Consider the following 20,497-nt stretch of genomic DNA (forward strand, 5'->3'; position numbering starts at 1 on the left):
ACCTCCTTGGTGCTACATTAGTTTTTACGGTGAATGGTAATCTCGTTGTCCTTTATATCATATTGTATCGGATGTATGCTGCTGATGATGTCCAATACCTGTGTTACCGACAGTTGTTTGCTGCATCTCAGCGTGTATTCAAATGCCTTCATTTCCGCCGGGTTGTACCGGATGTGGACACCGTACTGGTTTTCCAGCGTGAGCGCTACCTCTGCGAAGGCGGCCTGCGACAGGCTGATCATGCCGGTGGCCCATTCGTTGATCTGTTCGTTTTCTACGGTTGATTTCATATACTGTTGCGCCGAGCGGCTGTATGTCAGCTGATCATTGGCGCTGAGCACATCGAGGCCGGTTTGATGGTGTAATACTTTCACCATGCCTGTTTTCACCGTCACCTGTGTCTCGTCCAGCGTGTTATAGGCTTTCACATCGAAAGATGTACCCAGTACCTGCACATTCAGTTCCTGCGTATGTACCTCAAATGGATGATGTGCATCCGGATGTATGTCAAAGAATCCTTCCCCTTCCAGTTCCACTTTCCGCACCGCGTCAAACGTGCGCGGGTATCTGAGTTTCGCCCCGGCGTTGAGCCATACCAGAGAGCTGTCGGGCAACATCAGCTGCCGTTGCTGCCCCGGGCCTACCTCTACCAGCAGCAGGGTATGTTGCTGACGGTAGTCATGCCACCACCAGGCGCTCACTGTCACGATAGCGGCCAGCAGGCTGGCGGCCGCCCACCATTTCCTATAGAAAGGCACGACCCTTCCTGCGGCCACAACGGGCACCGTATCCAGCTGGTCATGGATATGTTGCAACATATCCGTCCGGAGCTGCTGCCGATGGCCTTCATGACGGAACGCTGTGCCGGCTTGCATGTGTTGGGATTGATACCATTCATGCAGCCATTCCAGTTCTTGTGGAGTACAGGTACCGGTTTCGAGCCGTGTGATGATCGCTGCTATTTTTTCCTGATCGTGCACGTTTTAACCGTTTTCTACAATAATGACACTGCCCGAAAAGGATAGTACTAAAGCCTTAAAAAATATTTTTTGGGGAGATGGGATTATTTGAATCCTGCGAGGGCTTCTTTCAGACGCTTTAGCGCTGTGGTGAGCTGGTTTTTGACCGTCTGCTGCGAAACGCCCAGCTGGTCGGCCATTTCGCGGACCGTCAGCTGTTCCTGCCGGCTAAGGATATAGGTCTGCCGCATTTTCTCCGGCATGGCCGCAATGGTCTGTTCTATGATCTGTTGTATTTCCGCCAGCGCGAGGCGGTCGTCTGCCCGGTCAAATACTGCCGGTGGGATAGCGGAGAAGATATCCAGGTGTTTCTGGTAGTTCTGATGACTGCGGAGATGGTTGAGGACCCTGTATTTGAGCGCCACATGCAGGTATGGCCCCAATGGGCCCTGAATCCGCAACTCCCGGCGCTTATGCCAGAGAGCAACGAAAACTTCCTGCAGACAATCCTTGGCATCTGCATCCTGCTGTAATCTGGCATATGCGGCCATGTAAAGCTGTTCCCAATACCGGTGATACAGTTCATCAAAGGCGGCCCTGTCATTATATGCCTGCATACGCTCCAGCAACGCGGTATCCGACAACTGCTCCAAACACGAAAGGTTTAGCCATAAAAATAAAAAAAAGCCTTTTACATATGCAAGTATGTCCCGAAAATATTAAAACCCTATTTTTACAGCGACACCAAACAGGAACCCATGCCCAACCTCCCTACAGACCTGGCCCATCTGCTGGCAGACATGTCGCCCGAACCCATCACCATCGGTTACTCGGCCGCCAGCGTGTATCGTTACACCAGCGCCCACAGCGTGTTTTACCTGAAAACACAGCCTTCCGGACAAGGGCTGCGCCTCGAATATGAAGTGCTGGCCTGGCTGCAGGACAAACTGCCCGTACCAGTGATCCAGTATTTCAGCACCCACGATACGGTCGATTATCTGCTCACCACTGCAGTAGACGGAGAAATGCTCTGCGCCGACAGCTACCTCGACAATCCCGAACTGACGGTCAAACTGCTGGCCGACGGCATACAGCTGCTCTCTGCGCTCCCTATCGACAATTGCCCTTTTGATAACAGCCTGGAAAAGAAACTCGAAGCCGCCGCCTATAATATAACCCACGGCCTGGTAGACACCTCCGACTGGGAAGACAATAACCGCTTCCCTACTCCGCAGGCCCTGCTGGACTATCTCATCGCCAACAGGCCATCGCAGTACACGCCCGTCTTCACCCACGGCGACTACTGCCTGCCAAACATCTTCGGCAACCAAGGCCAGGTGAGCGGTTTCATCGATATCGGCGGCGCCGGCGTGGCGGATGCCTATCAGGATATTGCACTATGCGTGCGGTCGCTGAAGCATAATTTCGGAACAGATGATTATGCAGGGATGTTGTTTGAAAGGCTGGGGATCGAGAGAGATGAGGAAAGGGTGGCGTATTATGTGTTGCTGGATGAGTTGTTTTGATATCATTGCGCTATTAACAATATAGGCCTACTTGCAAATCCCGGCTTTACATTTATTCATTATGTCGGTTAAAACCAATTAGATTACGTGGTGCTTGTGGCTTATGAATAAGATGTTCAAGCACCCGATAAATATCCTCAAACTGATTATCATACTACTCACGCATTTCATCCAATACCCTCGTTACCTCCTGATAATTAACTGATAATTTGCGTAATGAAACAAAGGTTCTCATAATGCAAATATTCAAATCAGCATTGGACAAGCCTTTTGTGTGGTATCACAAAATGTGACACCACTGATTTTAGTCTTAATACGGAGCTAAAGCATCCGCTGTCAGGCTGATTAGGTGCACGCCATACTTTCAGCTCTTTATACTTATCCTCTGTGGTCCAGGTGTCAGGCAGCGTCGCTATTCCCAGCCGCTCGCGCTCAGCATTAAAAGACACGCCATACTTCCTTCCGGGAGGAAATATCCAAATAATTAGCTTATTCTGCATCAGCACAAACAGCAGAGCAAATGCCACAAACAGCGGGGTTTTAAGGTCGCCTTTAATACGGAGCCAGTTCATCATGTTGTATTTAAAATCCGGTTAATCGACAAATCCATTTTATACTATACTATTTAATTGGAGGCTGTGGAGGATAAAAACCTTTATGACTTTCAAAGATAACAGCGGTATCAGCAGGCACCGGTGACAGCCTGTCTACTATCTCTATAACACACTCCATGAATAATTTCAATGAACCAGGTTCCATTTCTCCATATACATATACCGCTTTATTATTAAAGGCTGGCAATACTACTTTGTAAGAGTATGCATCCGTACCATCATCCTTATAATAAGTACTGTCATAGCTTTCAAATGGCGTCTGCCGATAGGCGCTATCCAGCTTTAGCAAATCCTGGTCATCTAATTGCGCGCTGAAAAAAGTCCTGTCAGCCCATCTTTCCCCGAGAATAACTTTCCCGGTACTATCAATGATAACGGAAAAACGTTTCCCCCATCCACTGCTATAGGTGATATCCAGTTGATGAAAGGAGGCAGTCGTTTTTTTGTGCTGACAACTGATCAACGCTATGCTGATCAGCAGGATGAGTGTATTTTTCAATCGATCTGCTTCAATGGTAAAAAAATGGTATCCGGCTTGCTTTTACTGCCCAAATAGCTTATCGAATCGCCCACAACGAGCATCAGAGAGGAGTCAGCCACCAGTCGATAAGATTCCAGTGTATTATATCGCTCGTAGTTTTCCAACACGTGCTCCCCTTTATCCTTTGACGAGGCTACCACCTGCATACAATTCTGCACTGTCGCGTTTCCGGAAATATAATAAATCACTATTTTATAATCCTTGCCGGGAACCGGTATGTTGGCTATCGCTCTTCTGTCAACTTCTAATAAAGGCGAAAAACAGGATACTAAAAGCATCGACAACGAAATGTAACCCAACATTCTTTTCATATCTATTATTTTATTGTCTTTAAAACGTCAAGCCTATGACCGTCCGTCTCACATTAGCGGGAATGAGAAATAATCCTTTCCATTTCACTTCCCGGAGGCACCGTGTATTCTGCAAAATAGGCCACCCGTAGCGGAAGTGCAGCTGTAAAGTCCGTCACCACTACATCGCCGTTATTGTGTCCCTGACTTCCGGCGTTATTACCTATCTTTCTCACCAGGCCGGTCGTTTTAAAACGTTCCTGCCATTCCTGTATTTTCACCCACTTGTCTGTTTGATAGCGATACGCCATAATATGTGCTATTCCGCCCTGATAAAAAACGAGATAGTTGTCCACCCGCATTATCTCGCCATTTCTTATCATTTCGATAACCGACCATCTTTTATCTTTCCAGTTGAACTCAGCACTAATCTGTTCCAGAAAACGCCACCTCAAAGAGGTATGATGAAAGCTATCGGGGTTCATTTTCCATGATTCGAGAAAACCTGCCAGTCGGTCCTGATGTATTGCCGGCGTATCCTGTGCCAAGGCAAGGCTCTTTTTGTTCCAGTGATAAAACAGGCTATAAATAACAGGCTCCTGCGCCAGCCTGACCCTTTTCATGGTAATTTTGGTGGTGGTTATTTCCGGCTCATTCACATAACAAGATTCCAGCCGTACAGGCATTTCAGATACCAACCGGAATACGGCCCACTTTCCACCATTAAAAAAGATCGTCAGCAACTGACGCTGCGGATCAAACTGCCAGGTATAAAGTCCTTTCCGCTTTGTTACCGACCATGTACTGACCTTCGTAGCGGAGATATCCAACGCTCCCGCTTTTCCAAACACCAAGGTGACAAAGTCATGCCTGATCATATAATTATCTGTTGTGGCCGGGGCTTTGATCAGGCTAACAGTATCTCCCCTGAAGAAAAGGCTGTCTGTATTATCCCCGATCCAAATGGATGACTCCCGGGAAGATGGCTTCCATTTCATTTGGGCACTGACCTTCATGCTAAATAACACCACTATCAGCAGTAATCTATACATAGGTATTGATTTGTAGTCATTCAACCACCACGCTTCTTGTCACTATTGCCACCCCGATCATACAGGACAACGATACAACATGTATCAACAGATTAATATTATCATGCAGATCAACCCCACTGCCTATACGCTTTACCAAATCTACCGTCAGTATCCTGTGATCAGCTATCAGGAAAGGGATGTTCAGCAGCAGGATAACTATCACACTATCCATCAGGATCTTCAGGAGATAGCCGGAACGCAGCCTTTCAACACCACGATTGATCAAAGGATATATGATCAATCCCAACAGCCACTCTTCTATATAAAACCACAACAAATAGGAGAATATTTCGACCGAAAAGAATTTCAACCCATACAGGACCACTATGACCACCAGGCAACAGGCAGCATACCAGGAAATAAATTTTAAAGCTGCTTTCATACCAACATATTGATTATTCGTCGTGCAATGTTCCAAACAGGAAAATCAATCATCACCACGAGCTGCTCCGCACCGGTATTGATACATTTGAATATAAGATCATTCTCAGCCATACTTTAGATTTTTTTTGAACACAGGTGAATGCCCGAACAGACCAGACACACGGCTGCGCCCCGCAGCAAAAGCCCGGGCGCAACAGCATAGATATAGACCGTAATGTCATGGACGGCGGTTTATTCCGACTTCGTATAGGCTGCTACCTCTTCTGCACTCAGCCCGAACATTGGCGGTGTTTTCACATCGATCATGTTCAGGTAGATGTATAACTGGGCGCGGTGGTGAATTTCGTGTTCCACCATGGCGCGTAGCCATTTCCAGACGGGCATGGTGGCGTTGCCGGGCGTAGTGCATTTCCGCAGCAGGTCTTCCTCGCTCAGGGCACGGAAGATAGCCATCGATTCTTCATGGAGCTGATCGAAGTAAGCCATTACGGCGTCGTAGCCATCGGCCAGTTCTTTGCCGCAGCCACGGTAGCAGCTGGGGCGGCCGGCGATGGTTTCGGCGAACATATACCGTTCAATCGTGGCGATATGGCGGATCTCATCGCCGATAGTGAATTTACCAGGCTTGTAGGCCCAGTCCAGGGAATCAGGTGGCACTACTGCGAGCAGTCTTTTGGTGCGCTCACGGATTTTGTCGTAGTAAGGCAGGAAAGTGTTGATAGACGTGATTTCCATACAGGTTAACGTTTATTGATTTTCATCATAGTGACCAGGGCGGTAGCCACATGGGTTTCCCGCTCCCCGGTACGGGTATAAATATCTGTTTGTACAATGGTCAGCGTGGCGCCGGCTTTAATTGATCTTCCCTGTCCGACCAACATATCACCTTTGGCCTGATTCAGGAAATTGATTTTAAATTCGACGGTCACAAAATAAGGGTCTTCCACCGGGATAGTAGCGGCGCAGTAGCCGGCCACCACATCTGTCAGGCCTGCGATGGCGCTGCCATGGAAGATGCCCGACGGGCGCAGGGCGATGTCGCTGGGCGGCATGCTGATTTCTACATAACCTTTGCCAATGCCGGTCATGGTGGCGCCGTACAGCGCCATCATTTTCTGCCGGCCAAAACTATCGCGCACACGTTGTTCTATCTCCGGAGCTAGCGGTTCTATATTGGGCATACACTGATGATTATAATCCGTTGGAATCGGTGGACAAAATTTCACTCATATAGTCGAAGAAAGGACGCATGGCGGCAAATGTTTTACCTGCTTCTTTTCTGAACTGCGGTGACATCACTTCTTCGTCTGTAAAGCGGCGCATCAGCAGGAACTGTTTGTAGCGCAACAGGTCAACAGCCTCGTGTGCCGGGTCGTAGCCACGGGGCGCCTTTTTCAGCTGCTCCCCTCCCAGGGAACCGAAAGTGGAGGTAAAAGATTTGCTGCGAAGGATCTTCTGCAACGGTGCCGGGTCAAACGCGATATCATCGCGGATCTTTTTGAGATCGTCGGTCACCGGGGCCCAGAAGCCGCCGCCAATGAAGCTAGCGCCTGGTTCTATGCTGAAGTAGTATCCGCCGCGGCGCTGTTGGGTGGCTCGTTTGAAACCACCGCTCCAATAAGTTTTGTAGGGTGTTTTATCTGTAGAAAAACGGGTGTCACGGTAAATGCGGTGGAGGCTTTGTTTGCCGGAAGCTGTTTCTATCACGTCATGAGCGGAAAGATCGGCCAACAGGGCATCGGCAAATGTCTCCATCTGTTTCAGTTCCCGGAGATAATCGTCTTTGTGTGCGTTAAACCATTCACGGTTGTTATTTTTTTTCAGCACATTTAAAAAATCTAATCCGGCCTGTTGTATGCCTGCTCCGCCTGTTGTTTGTTTAGCCATTTGCTGGTGTTTTTCAGGATGAAATCGACAAAAGCAAATATAAATTAATTTTTAGCATCGTATTTTAATCTCCCCCAAATCCCAACCGCAAAAACCTCCAAATCCATAAATCCGATAATAAAATGTCCAAATAATCAAATAACTAAATAAATTTGGCCGATGGGCTCTGCCGGAGGTTATTAGTATATGAGGGATTATAACGCGTTCAGTGATGCAGCATTGCTACCTTTATTAAAGGAAGGCGAGGTACAGGCCTTTAACGAGGTGTACGCCCGCTATTTCCGGCTGCTGTACCAGTACGCCTGGAATATCCTGAATAATGAAGAAGAATGCAGCGACGCGGTGCAGGAGATATTTGTGTGGCTATGGGAAAACCGCAGCACGCTGGAAGTGACCTCCCTGAAGGGTTACCTGATGGCCGCCGTGAAATACCGGCTGGCCCGTATTATCCAGACCTCCCGCCGCCGTGCCGCTATCCTCGCTGCTAACGTGGAACTGCCTACTATCACCCGGATAGAAGAAGATTTTGAGGTGAAAGAACTGAGAAGGGTGATCAATGAATTCTCAGAAACGCTGCCTCAACGGGCCCGGGAAATATTTCATCTCAGCCGGGTACAACACCTTACCAACAAGGAAATCGCCGCCCGGATGGGCATCTCCGAAAAAACGGTCGAAAACCAGATCACCATCGCCCTGAAAAAACTCCGGTCAGACCTGAGCAAAAAAATGCTTTCCTTCCTGTTGTTATAATTTTTTTTTCTGCTCCTTTGGGGGGTAGCCCCTATCTATGTCCCTTAATAGATAACACCAGCACTTAACAGGCTTTCCATGGATGAAAAACATATCGCAGATATTATAGATCGAATAGCGACCAATACGGCCACAGATGAGGACCTGGCGGTGTACAGCGCCTGGTGCGACGCGCAGCAGGCAGGTAAACCGGATATCGGCGACGTGTCCGTACAGGAAGCGCTCATCCTGAAAAAAATACAGCGGCAGACCGGTATTTCCCGCGGCAGGGTGTTCCCCTGGCGCATCGCGGCGGCTGCTGCCCTCACCGGCCTACTGGCCGGCGGCTTTTACTGGTTCCGCCACAGCCATCAGCAGCCCGCGCCGGTGGCTATCCACACCGTGCCCACAACAACAGACGTGGCGGCGGGGAAAAATTCCGCTACCCTCACGCTGGCCAACGGAAAGAAAATATTGCTATCTGATACACAGACGGGTAAACTGACAGATCAGGCGGGCGCAGAAGTCAACAAAGCGGCCGATGGCTCCCTGGAATACCGCCCCACAACCGGTGCCGCTGCTGTTCAATACAACACGCTCAGCACCACCCGCGGCGAACAATTCCAGATCACCCTCTCGGACGGCACAAAGGTTTGGCTCAATGCCGCCACCACCCTCACGTTCCCGGCCTCCTTCGCACAACAGGCAGAACGCGCCGTGGAAGTTAACGGGGAAGCCTACTTTGAAGTAGCCGCCGATCCGGCCCGCCCTTTTAAAGTACGGACCAACCACCAGCAGATACAGGTGCTGGGCACCAGCTTTAATGTCAACAACTACGCCGACGAACCGTTTGCCAGAACAACGCTGCTCTCCGGCGCCGTTAAGATCAACGAGGCACAGGTGCTGAAGCCCGGTCAACAAGCCATCAGCAATAAAAACGGTGCGCTGAAAATCACTACCGTCAACACCGACGGCATCGTGGCCTGGAAAAACGGATACTTCGAATTCAACAACGAGAATATATATGAGATCATGCGGAAAATATCCCGCTGGTATAATGTGGAAGTCATCTATGAAGGAGACATCCCCACCAACGAAATGGAAGGTACCATCTCCCGCTTCGAAAACGTATCCAAAGTATTAAACACCATCGAGAAAGCAGGTCTATTAAAATTCAGGATAGTAACCGGAAAAATATATGTAACCAAGTATTAAACACGATTGTGAACAATGTGAGTGTCAAAAAGAGAACAACTATTAACAGTGAACTTTAAATCCACGCCAATGAAGTAAAAGCGCCAACCAGCATGTGGCCTTACAAAAAACGTGAAAGTGAGGAAGCACTTCCACGTTCGGTCGTAAGGTTCCAATCAAAATCAATTTTTCACGCACGGAAAAACAACATTGCATTAAAAACCAAACCTCGTAAAGGTATGATATTAAACCTTCTTCACAAAGGAGGCAGGGCGAGCTATTGCCGGCCTTCCAAAATTTTCGTTTTCATGCGGATTGCTACCACATTACTGCTTACAGCATTCATCAGCCTTAGTGCTGTGGCCAGCGCCCAGAAAGTCACCCTTTCTGAAAAAAACGCTTCCCTTGCTACGGTCATCCACAAACTGAGAAGTCAGACAGGCTACAACTTTTTCTACGTAAAAGACCACATCAACGCTGCCAAACCGGTCAATGTCAACCTCACCGATGTTCCGCTGGCAGACGCACTGAAAATCATTTTCGAAGACCAGCCCCTCTCCTATGTGATCGAGGGCAAAGAAATCACCGTCAGGAAAAAAGCGGCAGCCACTACCCTGACCGGCAACCTGCTGTCAGACGTGACCGGCAAGATCCTCGATGCTGACGGCGCTCCGCTGCCGTTCGTGAGCGTAGCGGTAAAAGGCACGCAGAAAGGCGCCATCACCAAAGCAGATGGCAGCTTCAGTCTCAGCCTCAACAAAGGCGATGTGCTGCTCGTTCGCTCTATCGGTTTTGAAACACAGGAAATCACCTACAACGGTCAGCCTACCCTCGACATCCGTCTGAAAAGAGCTACCAACGCGCTGTCCGACGTAGTGGTGATCGGTTATGGTACGGTAAAACAAAAGAACCTCACCGGCGCCGTGACCACCGTAAAAGGCAAAGACCTGGATATCAGCGCCAGCACCAGCTTCCAGAGCGCGTTACAGGGTAAAGCCTCCGGCGTACAGGTAACACAAAGCACCGGTCAGCCCGGAGCCGGTATCAATGTACAGATCAGGAGCAACCCTTCTTTCGCCAACGCAGGCGTACTGTATGTGATCGACGGCGTACCGGTAATGGACGCCGCTGCACAGCCGATCACCGGCAGCAAATACGGTAAAAATGCAGAAGGTGGCGTAGACAAATCTCCGCTCAACTTCATCAACCCTAATGATATCGCTTCCATCGAATTCCTGAAAGACGCGAGCGCGGCCTCCATCTATGGCGCCCGTGCAGGCGCCGGCGTGGTATTGATCACCACCAAAAAAGGTATCAATGGCAAACCCAAAGTGGAATATACCGGCTCCTACGGCATTCAGAACGTAGACAAAATGTACCCGGTATATGGCGCGGCAGACTACATGACACAACGTAACCTGCTGAAAGAAGAAATGTGGTACCGCGATAATAAAATCGCTCCCTACTACGGCAATATCGATCCGGCTTCCGTAACGCCTTACAAACCGATCTACTCCCAGGGCCAGATCGACTCTGCGCGCGGCAATAATCAAAAAGCGACCGACGCTATCACGCGCGCCGGTTATACCCAACAACACAACATCGCCGTTTCCGGTGGCAATGGCAAAACCAACTACTACGCTTCCGGTAACTATTTCGACCAGAAAGGCGTCATCCTTGGTACCGATTTCAAACGCTACAACGGTCGTGTAAGCCTCGATCAGCAGGTGTCCGACAAAATCAAACTGGGCGCCAGCATGATCCTGTCCAACTCCACCGCTCATAATACTTTCACAGGTGGCTCCAATGAAAACGGTGGTATCATTACTTCCGCTATCTACTGGGCGCCGGTGCAACCGCTGCAGCTGCCCGACGGTAGCTACCCGGTAAGCCCCTATTACCCTAACATCCCTAACCCGGTGTCTTACGGTACCATCACCGATCAGACGGTGACCACCCGCACCCTGAGCAGCGCTTTTGCAGAATGGAGCATCATCCCGGACCTGAAAGCCAATGTTCGCTTCAGCTACGACAACTCCAACTCCAAACGTTCTACCTACCTGCCAAGAACATTCTACCTTGGTTCACAGGTAAACGGCTCTGCGAGCATCGCCCAGTCAGAAGCCAAATCCACCCTGCTGGAATATACCCTTGCCTATAACAAAAATTTCTCTGAGCAACACAGCCTCAGCGCCGTTGCCGGTTACAGCTATCAGAAATCAGGCTGGGAAGGCTTCAACGCCGCCAACCAGGGATTCCTCTCTGATATCTCCAAATACTATGACCTCGGCTCCGGACAAGCGATCAAACCGATCGTAGGCTCCAGCAAATCAGAAACGATCTGGGCTTCCTACTTCGCCCGTGCGATCTATACTTACAGAGGCAACATCACCTTACAGGCATCTATCCGCCGCGATGGTTCTTCTGTATTTGCTACCAATAAAAAATGGGGCTACTTCCCCGGTGTATCTGCCGGCTGGGTACTCTCTGATGAGTCTTTCCTGAAAGGCTTTACACCGCTCTCCTTCCTGAAAGTAAGGGCTGGTTACGGTGAAACCGGTAACAGTAACTTCGGTTCAGCTGCCAACGTGGTATATGATGCCTCCAGAAGTCCCCTCTTTGGCACCGGCAACGTTAATTCCGGGCTGATAATGACCCGCGCTGAAAACCCCAACCTCACCTGGGAAACCGCCGGTGAACTGAACGCAGGCGTGGACTTCGCCTTCTTCAACAACCGCCTCTCCGGTTCATTCGATTATTTCCGTAAAGACATCCGTAACCTGATCTTCGGTATCACCTATCCGACCGGTTTCATCCTCAAAGACGGATTTACCAATGCGGGCAAAACCAGATCTACCGGTTATGAAATAGCCCTGCACAGCAAGAACATCCAGTCTGCCAGCGGGTTCTCCTGGTCTACCAGTGTGAACTTCTCTCATTACCTCAGCTACTGGACCCAACGTTCGGATGCAGCCCTGAGAGCATTGAAACCGTGGGAGGCTGCCACTGGTAAAGATGCGCTGTTCCGCGCCTACTACGGCTATATTTCCTCCGGCATCTACAACGGTGATAAGGCCAACCTGCCTGCTAATATGCCCGGCATGTTGCCCGGTGGCCTCATCCTGCAGGACATTCACGGCTTCGATGGTAATGGCAAAGTGGTAGGCCCTGATGGCACCATCTCCGCCGCCGACAAAACCCTGCTGGGCAATCAGGACCCTCGCTTCAACTTCGGTATCGGCAACCAATTCTCCTACAAGAATTTTGACCTGAGCATTTTCTTCTCCGGCCTGATTCAGAAAAAATGGTCTCCCTACCTGTCTGGCAGAGTCAATGAAACCACCACCAATCCGTTTGGTTTCAACGCTATGCCGATATCCTCCAGCCGCTGGACATTCAAAAACCCGAACGGAGATTTCCCGACAGCGCTGACTGATGGTACCTACTCCCAGTTCCAGAATGAAGCCAGCTACTGGCTCGCTGATGCTTCTTTCCTGCGCTGCCGCAACATCACGCTGGGCTACACCCTGCCGGCCAAAGTACTGGAAAAACAAAAAGTGTTCTCTGGTGTAAGGTTCTCCTTCGACGTACAGAATCCGTTTACCATCACCAAATACCCTGGCCTGGACCCTGAGCTGGACCCGGACAACTTCTACCCGCTGGTAAAAAGTTATGTATTTGGCGTAAACGTATCCTTCTAATCACTTAACCGGACAATCATGAAAAACATATATCACCGACTCGTTTTGCTGGGCAGCCTCGCGGCTTTCAGCGCATGTGAAAAAGACCTGCAAACCACCACCTACGGCAACCTGGCCGATGTGGTGAATACCAACGAAGGCGCTGTGGCCACTGTTAATGCGGCGTACACCGGCCTGGCTGGTGGCAGCGACTGGCAAGGCGGCTGGGACGCCGGCACCTACGCCTGGCGCACGCAGGCCATGATGACCACCGACGAGGGCGTTTGCTCCTGGGGCGGCAACTGGATCCCGCTGCGTAACCTCAACTATACGCCCGACTTTGACTGGGTGACCCATAACTACGGTAACTATACGTCCTATATCTCCCGCATCGCTATCGCGCTGGAAAATCTCAACAACCTGAATATTGAAACCAACCTGAAACAGCGGTACCTGGCGGAGTTAAAAGCGCTGAGAGCACACTACGCGCAATTGCTCTATTTCAACTATGGCCCGTTCACGATTGTAACAGACGCTAAAATAGCCGCCAATCCCGATGCGCCTTATCTGCCGCGTCCTACGAAAGACGTGGTGGTAGCGCAGATCGAAAAAGACTACAAAGAAGCTGCGGCCACACTGCCCGACAAATTCACCGGCAATGATTACGGCCGCTTCTCCAAAGCCGCTGCCCTCACCGGTTTGATGAAGCTGTACATGCATGAAAAAAAATGGGCCGAAGCGGTAACGACCGGTCAGCAAATTACCCAAATGGGTTTCTCCCTGCTGCCGAAGTATGAAGACAACTTCACCACGGCCAGCAAAGGAGGCGTATCTACAGAGATGATCCTCGCGGTAGTATGCTCTTCTTCCGGCGGCGACCAGTACACCAACATGTGGCTGGCACATGCCCTGCCATCAGATTACAAAGACTCTACCGGCATTCCGCTGACAGCCTGGGGTGGTTATAAAATGCCCTGGTCCAGCTACGATAAATTCGACAAAAAGGATAAACGCCTGAAAGTATTGCTCGAATCCTATCCGGTAGGAAAAGACGCCACCGGCAAAGTGATCTATAAAAATGCCAGGACCGATGGCCAGCTGGGCGCTATCCCGGTAAAATTCGGTCCCGACCCGTCCCGCGCCAACTCCCAGAACAGCGCCGTCGACTTCCCGATCTACCGCTATGCCGACGTGCTGCTGATGCTGGCTGAAAGCATCAACGAAGCCAATGGCGCACCGGACCAAACGGCTTACGATGCCATCAACACAGTCAGAAGAAGAGCCGGCGTAGACGATCTGCCCATCGGTCTCTCTAAATCCCAGTTCCTCGCTAAGATACAGGACGAACGCCTGTTTGAACTGTGGGGCGAAGGCTGGAGAAAAGATGACCTGATCCGCTGGAACCTTTACATCCAGCGCGCCATCAACGACGGTTCCACTACCGCCCAGGCTTATAAAGTGTTGCTGCCTTTGCCAAGGCTGGTGATCACACAAAGCAATGGTGTTATCAAACAAAACGAAGGATATAACTAAGGACCATGAAGCGATTGTTTTATTTATTGTTTTTAACATCTACCGGTTTGCAGGCGCAGGATTTATCCGCGCCTGCAAATCTCCGGCTCACCGGTACCCGCAGCTGGATCAGGGTGGACTGGGAGGATAAAACCTCTCATGAAACAGGGTATCATCTGTACTGGTCGGACAACAACAGGAAGCCCGCCACGCCCATCGCTACCCTGCCGGCCAACAGCACCCGCTTTTATATTCAGCAGGTAAAGGGAAACACCCGCTACCATGTATGGGTGGAAGCTTTTGATGACCGCCGGCACAGTAAACCACTGACCGGCACAGTACTGACCAACACGCGCTGGTCGCTGGACCCCGCCGAAGCCCGTCAGCTCGACATTTCCAGCTCCGCCGCTGTGCCGGAAGGCATGGCCCTCTTCTGGCACGATGAATTCAACGATTCGCTGCTGGACCGCAACAAATGGCATACGACCTATTATTCCAATATTGACTACCTCCGCAAAGACAATCTGGAAGCCATGCGCAATGGCACTTTGCCGGAAGCGGCCTATACGCTGAACGGCCGTACCATCAATATCTTTACCAACGACTCGCTGCCTGCCAAAGCTTTCTATCCGTCCAACGGCCGGAAGATATCCTCCCTTCAGACGTACGACTGGCGCACCAACGAGAACCTGCTGGACAACAGCCGCGGCGGATATTTTGAAGTAAGGGTGAAACGCAGCTTCACTGGTAAACCACAAGGGCTGAACACCGCCTACTGGTTCGACTCCCCGGGGCCCGACCTGAAATACTACCTCCAGGAAGGCACCACGCTGGAAGGCGTTACCGGCGTGCGTCCTAAAGGACAGGTATTTGAAATAGACGTGTTTGAAAATATCGACGCACAGTTTGTGCTGCACGGCCATGTGGATGAGAAAGGTCAGTTTGTGCACAACCTGAACACCCATATCGCCAAAGGGTTTGAACACAAAGACCAGTGGGTGACCCACGGTATCCTCTGGACGCCCAACAGCATCAAACATTATATCAACGGCCAGCTGATAAAAGCATACACTGACAAACATCAGATTTATTCTCCCAACCATGCCATGAACGTGTTCCTGGGCGCTTATGGTGGTGGCGGCTCCGTGAGCATGGAAGTAGATTATATCCGCGGCTACCAATGGCCACTGGAAGGCAACAACGAACTGCCTAATCCCGGTTTTGACGCCAATACCAGCCTGCTACCCTGGGAAGGCAACGGTACGCTGACCAACGGCCGCAACGGCAGCCATGGCCTGCTGCTGAAGCCCGGCCAGGAAATGGAACAATATGTCTACCTGAACAATGACGCCAACTACCAATTGACCTACTGGCAGCAGGGCAACAGCCCCCTGCACGCCGCTGTGGCGAATATGAAACTCGTTACCGGTGAACTGCAACAGGCCGCTGCGCAGACGCAAAGTGGTAAAAACACGTTCACCCGCCAGCAGCTGCACTTCCAGACCGGTAAAGAATACGGCCACAATATGAAGACGGTCCGTATTTACTTTAAAAATACCGGTCAACAGGAGATCATCCTCGATGATGTGATCATCAGCAAAACCGACAAATAAACCTACCATTATATAACAACGAGGGCTGCCCGCACATCATGCCGGCAGCCCTTTGTTATATACGTTGTTATTACGGGAGCGTAATCACGATCTTGCCGATATGCTGACCGGACTCCAGCCGCAGATAAGCTTCACGCGCCTGCTCCATGGCGAACACGCTATCTATCACCGGATGGATATCATTGACTTCGATAGCCCGGTTCATCGCTTCAAAGCTCTCCGCACTGCCCACTGCCAGCCCCTGTATCCGAAGGAAATTCAGGTTGATCTGATGTTTGTGAATGTCCAGCGGCAGCTCCGGCCCCGCGATGAAACCAGTGGTGCCCACGAAACCATTTTCTCTCACCGAAAGCAGCGACTGCCCGATGGTAGCGGCTCCGGCCACGTCCAGGGTGATATCCGCACCTTCCCCGCCATTGAGCGCTTTTACCTGCTCATGCCATTCGGGATACTGCCGGTAGTTGATCGCCGCATCAGCGCCGAGTGCTTTAAGACGGTCGGCTTTTGTTTCGCTGCTGGTGGTAGCAATCACTTTAGCCCCGGCCGCTTTCGCAATTTGCAACGCAAACAACGATACGCCGCCGGTCCCTTGCGTTAATACCGTCTGCCCCGGCCGCAGGCCCGCCTGCTCTATCAGCGAATACCATGCGGTGAGTGCCGCAATGGGCAACGTCGCGGCTTCTTCAAAGCGCAGGTTGTCCGGCATCTTCACCAGTCCGTGTTCCGGAATAGCGGTGTATTCAGACATCACACCGGGCGTCTGCCAGGCTACCCGCACTTTATTACTTTCCGTATCTACTTTGCCTTTGGTCCAGTTTTGCACATACTGTACGACCACCCGGTCGCCGGGCTTCCATCGGGTAACCTCCGCGCCTACTGCGGTCACCACGCCGGCGCCATCAGACGCGGGGATATAGGGAAACTGCACTCCTCTGCTGAAAGTGCCGTTCAGCAGGATCAGATCGAGGTAGTTTAAGGATACTGCTTTGATATTGACCAATACTTCGTTGGCTTTGAGGGAAGGGGTGGGAATATCATTGATCACCAGATGGTCCGTCCCAAAGGCGGTTAATTGTACTGCTTTCATCTTTTTTTATTTTGATGTTTAACGGCACAAAGGTCTTTCGACCGCCATACAAACCCCGGTACGCTACTTTGAAAAAACAGTAACATTCCGGGATGGAACATTTTCGCGTATTCCTTTACCGTAATTTTATACCATGGATTTTTTACATGATTCTTTTGCGATGGAAATCGCCACATACGATGAATGGAGGGAAAGAAGCCGTAAAAGCAACTTCTTCGAGCTGGTGTATGTGTTGAACGGATCGGGTTACCAGACGGTCAACCAGATGCAATTCCCTTATGCTTCAAACGGTATTTTTCTTTTACCAACGGCCAAATGCCATTCCTATGAAGTAAAGGAACCCAGCCGGTTCCTCTTTGTGCGGTTCACCGGGAGTTATTTCATCCCCGGCCCAACGGACGTGATAGATTACAGCAGCTGGTTTAGCCGGCTGAATTTTATTTTCGGGCATCACGACTATCATCCGGGAGAACTGGTAGAAGACGCCGCCGACAAGGCCCAGCTGAAAAAGCTGCTGGACATCATCTTACAGGAATACGAAAGGAAAGATATCTGTTCTGCCTTCATCATACAAAACACGCTGGTATCTGTGCTGGCTGTGATTTGCCGTAATATCCAGAAGAAAAAACTGGATGGCCGCCGGTTTACCGACACCCGGTTTGCGGACCTGATCAATTTCATCAGTTTTAATATCATGGATGTGGACAAGCTGAGCGTACCCTATCTGTCAAAGCACTTCCACATCGCTGAAACCTACTTCAGCGAGTATTTCCGGCGTAATGCCAACGAACGTTTTCAGGATTATGTGATGAAGTTGCGGCTGAAGATTGCCGAGTCGCGTGCATTGTACTCGGATACCGCCTTACAGCATATTGCCCTGGAGCTGGGCTTTACCGACAGCAGCCATATGAACCGTATGATGAAGAAATTTTACGGCAAAGGCATGCGGCAGATAAGAGCGGGGGTATAAAAAAGCAGACTGGGAGCATCAGGGATGCTGTGCCTGCCAGTCTGCCTTATTCATTTCATAAATACAATTCAGGCGGGAAGGCTCACCGAAGTAGGCCACTTCCTCTTCTTTCACTTTACGGGCGCCCAGCCGCGTCATCGCTATCTGAGAGCGGGTGTTAACAGCACCTACGTGAAAGATGACCTTGTCTACGTACTGAAAAATCCAGGAAAGCATCAGGTGTTTTACCGAAGGATTCAGTCCAGAGCCCCAGAACTCCCGGCTATAAAAGGTATAACCGATCAGGATGCTGTTCTGTTGCGGGTCATAATCGTAGAAACGGCTGCTGCCGGCTGTTTTACCAGAGGCCTTGTCTACGATCCGGAAGGCGCCGCCGCTTTTCATGGCGCCATAGAAGTAGGTCTCGAATACCGGCCGTTGCCAGCGGGTTTTGTTGGGATGTTGTTCCCATACCAACGGATCGGAGGCTACCTCATACAACGCTTCAAAATCGCTTTGCAGCAGGGGATAGAGAATAGCGCGTTCATTTTCCAGGCGGGGTTGTATTGAAAAATCCATTGTCAATGCTTTTGTCCCGGTAAAGTAACGACTATCCTCCGGCATCCCCTGCGTCCAATTGACACAAAGCGGATAGTCCAGCCTAAAACAGTTTTTCCTGTGGCGGTTTAGCGCCGGCAAGACGAATGTACACGGTGGTTTGTCCGCGGTGATGGGTCTGGTGCTCAAAAGCCTTTTCAAATGCTTCTCCTTTGGTGAGATCGAAGCGGCCAAAGAGTTTGATTTTTTCCGGCAGCTGTGCATCGGTCATCGTTTTCAGTTTGTCGATAACGTAATCATAGCTGTCCATCACGGTCTTGGTCACCGCCGGTTTGGTCTTATCGGAGTTTTTCTCCAGATCGCCCGGTTTTCCAGGCAGGGTGCTACCGCTGGCAGCAGCTGCAAAGCCGAAATTGGCTTCTGCGAGGTGTAACATTTGTTCGGCGAAAGAGCGCATTTCCGGGGTCGGTTTGAGGCCGTAAGAGCCTTCCGGCATGACTTCCAGATACTCTTTGGTGTAAGCCTTTGCTCTTTCCCATTCTTTCAGCATTTTGCCCGTGATTTGCTGAGCATGCATTTGCAGTGACAGACATACCGCGATGCCTGTGGCGAGAAGTAATTTGAGAGGTTTCATATTGGTGGTATTATGTAGCCAACTAAATTACTGTATTTCCCGGTGGCAAAAAAAATGGGATTGTCCCGGCCCTTGTTTAGAACAATTTTTCCTGGGGTGGTTTGGCGCCAGCCAGACGAATATACACCGTTGTTTGCCCACGATGATGCGTTTGATGCTCGAAACCTTTGTCCAGTGTTGTTTCGCGGCTCATATCAAAGCGACCAAACAACTTGATCTGTTCTGCCAGTTGCGCATCCGTCATGTGCTTCACTTTGTCTATCACGAAGTCATAGCCATCCAGCACTACTTTCGTTACCGCTTGTTTGGACTTGTCCCCTACTTTCTCCAGTTCTCCTGGTTTATAGGGAGGCGTACTACCCGCGGCAAGTGCGGCAAACAGGTAGTTATCTTCCGTGAGGTGCAACATCTGATCTGCGAACGACCGCATTTCAGGCGTTGGTTTGAATCCGTACGAGGCATCCGGCATCGCATCGAGGTATTGTTTGGTGTAGTCTTTAGCCCTTTCCCATTCTTTGATGACGTTGGCAGTGGCGTGTTGGGCATACATCGGGAGCGACAGGCACAGCGCGGCGCCTGTAGCCAAAAGCAGTTTAGCAGACTTCATATTGGTGAGTGGTTTTGTAACCTACTAAATTACTATATTTCCTGTTCGCAAAAAAGATCAACCACATATGACTACAACAAAAATCTGGCATTCGACTGTTACACCGGCGGACCTGAACGAGAAAGGGAAATCCACGATGAACGAACACCTCGGCATGGAGTTCACCGAAGTAGGCGACAACTATCTTCGTATACGCATGCCCGTAGACCACCGTACCGTGCAGACATACGGCATCCTCCATGGCGGCGCTTCCGTGGCGCTGGCAGAAACAGTGGGCAGCATCGCTTCCACCCTGGTGATTGATCCGGCCATAGAAATATGCGTAGGCATGGAGATCAACGCCAACCATATCCGCAGCGCCCGTGAAGGATATGTGCACGGCATCGCCACGCCCATTCATCTCGGCCGCCGCAGCCATATCTGGGAAATCAGGATCACCGACGACGAACAACGGCTCATCTGTATATGCCGGCACACCGTGGCCGTGATGGACAAAGCTTCGTTCCTGTCCGGCTCAGGCCGCGGACAGTAATAAGCAGAATGTCGACAGATGACCGCGCACGGGGATGTTTTTCCTCGCTTTTGGATGCCCCAAACCCGCGAAAACAGGCACATCGACAGGTGGATTAATATTTGACA

The 20,497-nt window shown here is 50.5% G+C and carries 22 protein-coding genes; 9 read left to right on the plus strand and 13 right to left on the minus strand.

What is annotated here, in order from left to right; translation table 11 throughout:
- Window positions 1–17: 17 nt before the first annotated feature.
- Entirely contained in the window at window positions 18–980 is a 963-nt protein-coding gene (locus tag ICL55_RS35315; RefSeq protein WP_188104444.1) for a FecR domain-containing protein, read from the minus strand.
- Between the two features lie 83 nt (window positions 981–1,063).
- Entirely contained in the window at window positions 1,064–1,612 is a 549-nt protein-coding gene (locus ICL55_RS29435) for an RNA polymerase sigma factor (RefSeq protein ID WP_188104447.1), read from the minus strand.
- 105 nt (window positions 1,613–1,717) lie between these two features.
- Here ICL55_RS29435 and ICL55_RS29440 point away from each other — a divergent pair, with 105 nt between their 5' ends.
- Window positions 1,718–2,485: an APH(3') family aminoglycoside O-phosphotransferase gene (locus tag ICL55_RS29440; protein ID WP_188104449.1), complete on the plus strand. Its 768-nt coding sequence runs from the start codon at window positions 1,718–1,720 to the stop codon at window positions 2,483–2,485.
- Window positions 2,486–2,736: 251 nt separating this feature from the next.
- Here the strand turns inward: ICL55_RS29440 and ICL55_RS29445 are convergent, their stop codons facing one another.
- The 4 genes from ICL55_RS29445 to ICL55_RS29460 are packed head-to-tail and all read right to left on the minus strand — an operon-like array spanning window position 2,737 to window position 4,982.
- The gene (locus tag ICL55_RS29445; RefSeq protein WP_188104453.1) at window positions 2,737–3,060 is read right to left on the minus strand and encodes a hypothetical protein; all 324 of its coding nucleotides are present in this window, start codon (window positions 3,058–3,060) and stop codon (window positions 2,737–2,739) included.
- Window positions 3,061–3,106: 46 nt separating this feature from the next.
- A complete protein-coding gene (locus ICL55_RS29450; protein WP_188104455.1) occupies window positions 3,107–3,598 on the minus strand; it encodes a hypothetical protein in 492 nt (163 codons plus the stop codon).
- On the minus strand, window positions 3,595–3,951 hold the full coding sequence (locus ICL55_RS29455; protein WP_188104457.1) for a hypothetical protein: 357 nt from the start codon (window positions 3,949–3,951) through the stop codon (window positions 3,595–3,597). The genes ICL55_RS29450 and ICL55_RS29455 overlap by 4 nt, the downstream gene beginning before the upstream one ends.
- Window positions 3,952–4,004: 53 nt before the next feature.
- On the minus strand, window positions 4,005–4,982 hold the full coding sequence (locus ICL55_RS29460) for a hypothetical protein (protein WP_188104459.1): 978 nt from the start codon (window positions 4,980–4,982) through the stop codon (window positions 4,005–4,007).
- Between the two features lie 79 nt (window positions 4,983–5,061).
- Here ICL55_RS29460 and ICL55_RS29465 point away from each other — a divergent pair, with 79 nt between their 5' ends.
- Window positions 5,062–5,394, plus strand: coding sequence for a hypothetical protein (locus tag ICL55_RS29465; RefSeq protein ID WP_188104461.1), 333 nt, complete (start codon window positions 5,062–5,064; stop codon window positions 5,392–5,394).
- Window positions 5,395–5,639: 245 nt separating this feature from the next.
- On the opposite strand, the gene ICL55_RS29470 is transcribed toward ICL55_RS29465, so the two are convergent.
- From ICL55_RS29470 to ICL55_RS29480, 3 genes are read right to left on the minus strand one after another with little or no spacing between them, the layout of a single operon-like run.
- A complete protein-coding gene (locus ICL55_RS29470) occupies window positions 5,640–6,143 on the minus strand; it encodes a DinB family protein (RefSeq protein ID WP_188104464.1) in 504 nt (167 codons plus the stop codon).
- A gap of 5 nt (window positions 6,144–6,148) precedes the next feature.
- Window positions 6,149–6,589 (minus strand): PaaI family thioesterase, encoded by a 441-nt coding sequence (locus ICL55_RS29475; protein ID WP_188104466.1) that lies wholly within the window; start codon window positions 6,587–6,589, stop codon window positions 6,149–6,151.
- Between the two features lie 10 nt (window positions 6,590–6,599).
- Window positions 6,600–7,295 (minus strand): DUF2461 domain-containing protein, encoded by a 696-nt coding sequence (locus ICL55_RS29480; protein WP_188104468.1) that lies wholly within the window; start codon window positions 7,293–7,295, stop codon window positions 6,600–6,602.
- A gap of 186 nt (window positions 7,296–7,481) precedes the next feature.
- Between ICL55_RS29480 and ICL55_RS29485 the strand changes: the two genes are divergently transcribed.
- From ICL55_RS29485 to ICL55_RS29505, 5 genes are all read left to right on the plus strand, one after another.
- Window positions 7,482–8,045, plus strand: coding sequence for an RNA polymerase sigma-70 factor (locus ICL55_RS29485; protein ID WP_188104470.1), 564 nt, complete (start codon window positions 7,482–7,484; stop codon window positions 8,043–8,045).
- A 78-nt stretch (window positions 8,046–8,123) separates the two neighbouring features.
- Window positions 8,124–9,239, plus strand: coding sequence for a FecR family protein (locus tag ICL55_RS29490; RefSeq protein WP_188104471.1), 1,116 nt, complete (start codon window positions 8,124–8,126; stop codon window positions 9,237–9,239).
- 287 nt (window positions 9,240–9,526) lie between these two features.
- Window positions 9,527–12,919 carry a TonB-dependent receptor gene (locus tag ICL55_RS29495; RefSeq protein ID WP_188104473.1) on the plus strand — a complete coding sequence of 1,131 codons (3,393 nt, stop codon included), beginning with the start codon at window positions 9,527–9,529 and terminating at the stop codon, window positions 12,917–12,919.
- A gap of 18 nt (window positions 12,920–12,937) precedes the next feature.
- Complete coding sequence (locus ICL55_RS29500) at window positions 12,938–14,431, plus strand: RagB/SusD family nutrient uptake outer membrane protein (RefSeq protein ID WP_188104476.1); 1,494 nt, start codon at window positions 12,938–12,940, stop codon at window positions 14,429–14,431.
- A gap of 5 nt (window positions 14,432–14,436) precedes the next feature.
- Entirely contained in the window at window positions 14,437–16,023 is a 1,587-nt protein-coding gene (locus ICL55_RS29505; protein ID WP_188104478.1) for a fibronectin type III domain-containing protein, read from the plus strand.
- Between the two features lie 70 nt (window positions 16,024–16,093).
- Here the strand turns inward: ICL55_RS29505 and ICL55_RS29510 are convergent, their stop codons facing one another.
- Window positions 16,094–17,110, minus strand: coding sequence for a zinc-dependent alcohol dehydrogenase family protein (locus ICL55_RS29510; RefSeq protein WP_188104480.1), 1,017 nt, complete (start codon window positions 17,108–17,110; stop codon window positions 16,094–16,096).
- Window positions 17,111–17,243: 133 nt separating this feature from the next.
- Between ICL55_RS29510 and ICL55_RS29515 the strand changes: the two genes are divergently transcribed.
- Window positions 17,244–18,080: a helix-turn-helix domain-containing protein gene (locus tag ICL55_RS29515; RefSeq protein WP_188104482.1), complete on the plus strand. Its 837-nt coding sequence runs from the start codon at window positions 17,244–17,246 to the stop codon at window positions 18,078–18,080.
- 18 nt (window positions 18,081–18,098) lie between these two features.
- Here the strand turns inward: ICL55_RS29515 and ICL55_RS29520 are convergent, their stop codons facing one another.
- The 3 genes from ICL55_RS29520 to ICL55_RS29530 all read right to left on the minus strand — a co-directional run bounded on the left by ICL55_RS29520 (window position 18,099) and on the right by ICL55_RS29530 (window position 19,858).
- Window positions 18,099–18,638, minus strand: a complete 540-nt coding sequence (locus ICL55_RS29520) for a GNAT family N-acetyltransferase (RefSeq protein WP_188104485.1) — start codon at window positions 18,636–18,638, stop codon at window positions 18,099–18,101.
- An 82-nt stretch (window positions 18,639–18,720) separates the two neighbouring features.
- Window positions 18,721–19,251 (minus strand): DinB family protein, encoded by a 531-nt coding sequence (locus ICL55_RS29525; RefSeq protein ID WP_188104487.1) that lies wholly within the window; start codon window positions 19,249–19,251, stop codon window positions 18,721–18,723.
- Window positions 19,252–19,327: 76 nt separating this feature from the next.
- Window positions 19,328–19,858, minus strand: a complete 531-nt coding sequence (locus tag ICL55_RS29530) for a DinB family protein (protein ID WP_188104489.1) — start codon at window positions 19,856–19,858, stop codon at window positions 19,328–19,330.
- Window positions 19,859–19,925: 67 nt separating this feature from the next.
- Here ICL55_RS29530 and ICL55_RS29535 point away from each other — a divergent pair, with 67 nt between their 5' ends.
- Entirely contained in the window at window positions 19,926–20,390 is a 465-nt protein-coding gene (locus ICL55_RS29535; protein WP_188104491.1) for a hotdog fold thioesterase, read from the plus strand.
- Window positions 20,391–20,497: the final 107 nt, after the last annotated feature.

It is taken from the genome of Chitinophaga varians (genome assembly GCF_014529945.1).
GTDB classification, from domain to species: Bacteria; Bacteroidota; Bacteroidia; order Chitinophagales; family Chitinophagaceae; genus Chitinophaga; species Chitinophaga varians.